General features: G+C 48.2%; 3 protein-coding genes and 1 pseudogene. 3 read left to right on the top strand and 1 reads right to left on the bottom strand.

Going from position 1 to position 2,429, the window contains the following annotated elements; all coding sequences use genetic code 11:
• A pseudogene (locus B3180_RS08165) lies at positions 1 to 728 on the bottom strand (aminopeptidase PepB); the annotation flags it as partial.
• Positions 729 to 786: 58 nt separating this feature from the next.
• Here B3180_RS08165 and sfsA point away from each other — a divergent pair.
• The 3 genes from sfsA to B3180_RS08150 all read left to right on the top strand — a co-directional run.
• Positions 787 to 1,491, top strand: coding sequence for a DNA/RNA nuclease SfsA (gene sfsA, locus B3180_RS08160; protein ID WP_278358409.1), 705 nt, complete (start codon positions 787 to 789; stop codon positions 1,489 to 1,491).
• Between the two features lie 142 nt (positions 1,492 to 1,633).
• Positions 1,634 to 2,086, top strand: a complete 453-nt coding sequence (gene dksA / locus B3180_RS08155; protein ID WP_054489640.1) for an RNA polymerase-binding protein DksA — start codon at positions 1,634 to 1,636, stop codon at positions 2,084 to 2,086.
• A gap of 6 nt (positions 2,087 to 2,092) precedes the next feature.
• A partial coding sequence (locus B3180_RS08150; protein ID WP_286843944.1) for a glutamate--tRNA ligase family protein occupies positions 2,093 to 2,429 on the top strand: 337 nt, incomplete at its 3' end.

Below are 2,429 nucleotides of genomic sequence, written 5' to 3'. Positions count from 1 at the left end.
ACGCGCTTATTCAGGCCGCGACGTATTGCCAGTGACAATGCGCCGGATACTGTGGCGGCGCCACCCATGTCGCACTTCATAGACAACATGCCTTCGCTGGGCTTAATGCTGTAACCACCACTGTCGTAGGTAATACCTTTACCAATAAGAGCTGTTTCAACCGGCGCGTTGTCATCACCGGTTGGGTTGTAATCCAACACCAGTAACCCCGGTGCGTGCTGACTGGCACGACCTACCGTGTAAATTCCCATCCAGCCGGCATCTTTCAGTGCTTCACCTTTTATAAATTCCGCACTGACTGCATCCGGTGCCAAGGCTTTAAAGTGATCGGTTACCCGCTTCGCTAAGCTTTCAGGGTAAATTTCTTCGGCTGACAAATTGGTCAGTTCGCGACTGAAGCGAGTCGCTTCACGCATGGCATCAAGCTCTTTAACTGCAGGCTCATCGGTTTTATTCCAGATAACCTGATTGGTTGACAAAGTTGAGGTGAAACCTTGTGACAACGCCCACTGACGCTCCAGGTTCCAGTCACCGCCGGCAGCTTCAATGGTAACGGCTCCGGTATTGTCCAGAGTCCGGCCTGCTTTCTGGATACGTCGCAAGTTTTCAGCTTCATCATCAACTAAGACGATTTGTGCTTTGTTTTCACCAAACACTAAATTCGATTTTGGGTTCCAATAACTTGCGGGGGCTTCCTGAGTTAAATAGATTGCGAGTGCGCTGGACATTCTGTACCTCTCCCGATAATTTGCTGTCTGTTTATACTTTAGAGTTATGAGGCCTCTGATGCAATTTAACAAGCCCCTGCGCCAGGGAGTTTTGCAAAAAAGGTACAAGCGCTTTCTGGCTGATATTGATTTTGGTCAGGGTGATATCATCACAGCGCATTGTCCTAACACTGGTGCTATGACGGGTTGTGCCCAGCCAGGCTTTAAAGCCTGGTGTAGTGTTTCCGACAACCCTAAACGTAAATACTCACTGACCTGGGAACTGGCTCAAAACAGCAAAGCCGAGATGATTGTGGTCAATACGCAACACGCCAATCGTATGGCTGGCGAATTATTGCAGGCGAACCTTGTGCCTGAACTTAGTCAGTGGCAGGAGCTGAAGCCCGAACAGCGCTATGGCAGGGAAAAAAGTCGTATCGACTGGTGGGGAATAGATGCAAACCGTCAGGAATGTTTTATTGAAGTGAAAAGCGTCACCTTAGCCGATGATAAGTGCGGTTACTTCCCGGACCCCGTTAGCCAAAGGGCTCACAAACACCTCAATGAACTCATGCAAATGACCAGAGACGGTCATCGCGCCATACAACTTTATATGGTGATGCACCAGGGAATCGAATCGGTTACACCAGCAAAACATATTGATCCTAAGTACGCTGAACTCTGTAAACAAGCAGAGTCTGAAGGCGTCGAGTTCTACGCCGTGAAATGTGTTATCACGCCGCAGGAAATTAAACTGGAGAGACCAGTTCCCGTAACCCTTTGAAACTCAGCACAGTGGGGATTTTAAGCAATAAAATTGATGCTAATAACGTTGCCAATACCAATCCTTTCTGGTATACGTAGCGTCCTTTTTTTAAACGCACGCTTTTAAAGCACTCTTTAATAGAGAATGTAGGAGATCCATGATGCCTCAAGGCAAGGATAAGAAAACCCATGGCATCCTGGCGATGGCCGGCTTAGAGCCGTATCAGGAGAAACAGGGCGAAGAATACATGAACGATGCGCAGCGCTCGCATTTTCGTCGTATTCTGGAAGAATGGCGTCGTCAATTACGTCAGGAAGTTGATCGCACCGTGCATCACATGAAAGATGAAGCGGCGAACTTTCCTGATCCGGTAGACCGTGCTGCTCAGGAAGAAGAATTCAGTATCGAGTTACGTACTCGTGACCGCGAACGTAAATTGATCAAGAAGATTGAAAAAACGTTACAGAAAATTGAAGAAGACGACTTTGGCTTTTGCGACTCTTGCGGCATTGAAATTGGTATTCGCCGTTTAGAAGCTCGCCCTACAGCTGACCAATGTGTTGACTGTAAGACGCTGGCTGAAATCAAAGAGAAACAAATGACCGGAGCCTAACGGCTCATGTATCGTGGCCGTTTTGCGCCGACACCTTCAGGGCCTTTGCATCTGGGTTCATTAGTTGCTGCCGTTGGTAGTTACTTAGATGCCAAAGCCCACCAGGGAGAATGGTTGGTTCGTATCGAAGATGTCGATAAACCAAGAGCGATTCCCGGAGCGGCCGATACCATTTTAACGCAGCTGGAGTCCCATGGTTTAGAATGGGACGGCTCCGTTTTGTACCAAAGCCAGCGTGACTCAACTTATCAATCTCAGTTAGATCAGTTACAAAAAGCTGAACTTCTCTACCAGTGTGACTGCAGTCGCCAGGCTATTCGGGCTCGTAATGACCATTACGACG

The organism is Idiomarina sp. UBA4206 (genome assembly GCF_002383015.1).
Lineage (GTDB): Bacteria > Pseudomonadota > Gammaproteobacteria > Enterobacterales > Alteromonadaceae > Idiomarina > Idiomarina abyssalis.
The sequence above is the reverse complement of the archived record's forward strand: the minus strand, read 5'-3'. Positions and strand labels throughout refer to the sequence as shown.

What these genes read in the sequence shown, in the direction of transcription:
- sfsA (WP_278358409.1), top strand. Translation starts at nt 787, where the DNA reads ATGCAATTTAACAAGCCCCTGCGCCAGGGAGTTTTGCAAAAAAGGTAC.
- dksA (WP_054489640.1), top strand. Translation starts at nt 1,634, where the DNA reads ATGCCTCAAGGCAAGGATAAGAAAACCCATGGCATCCTGGCGATGGCC.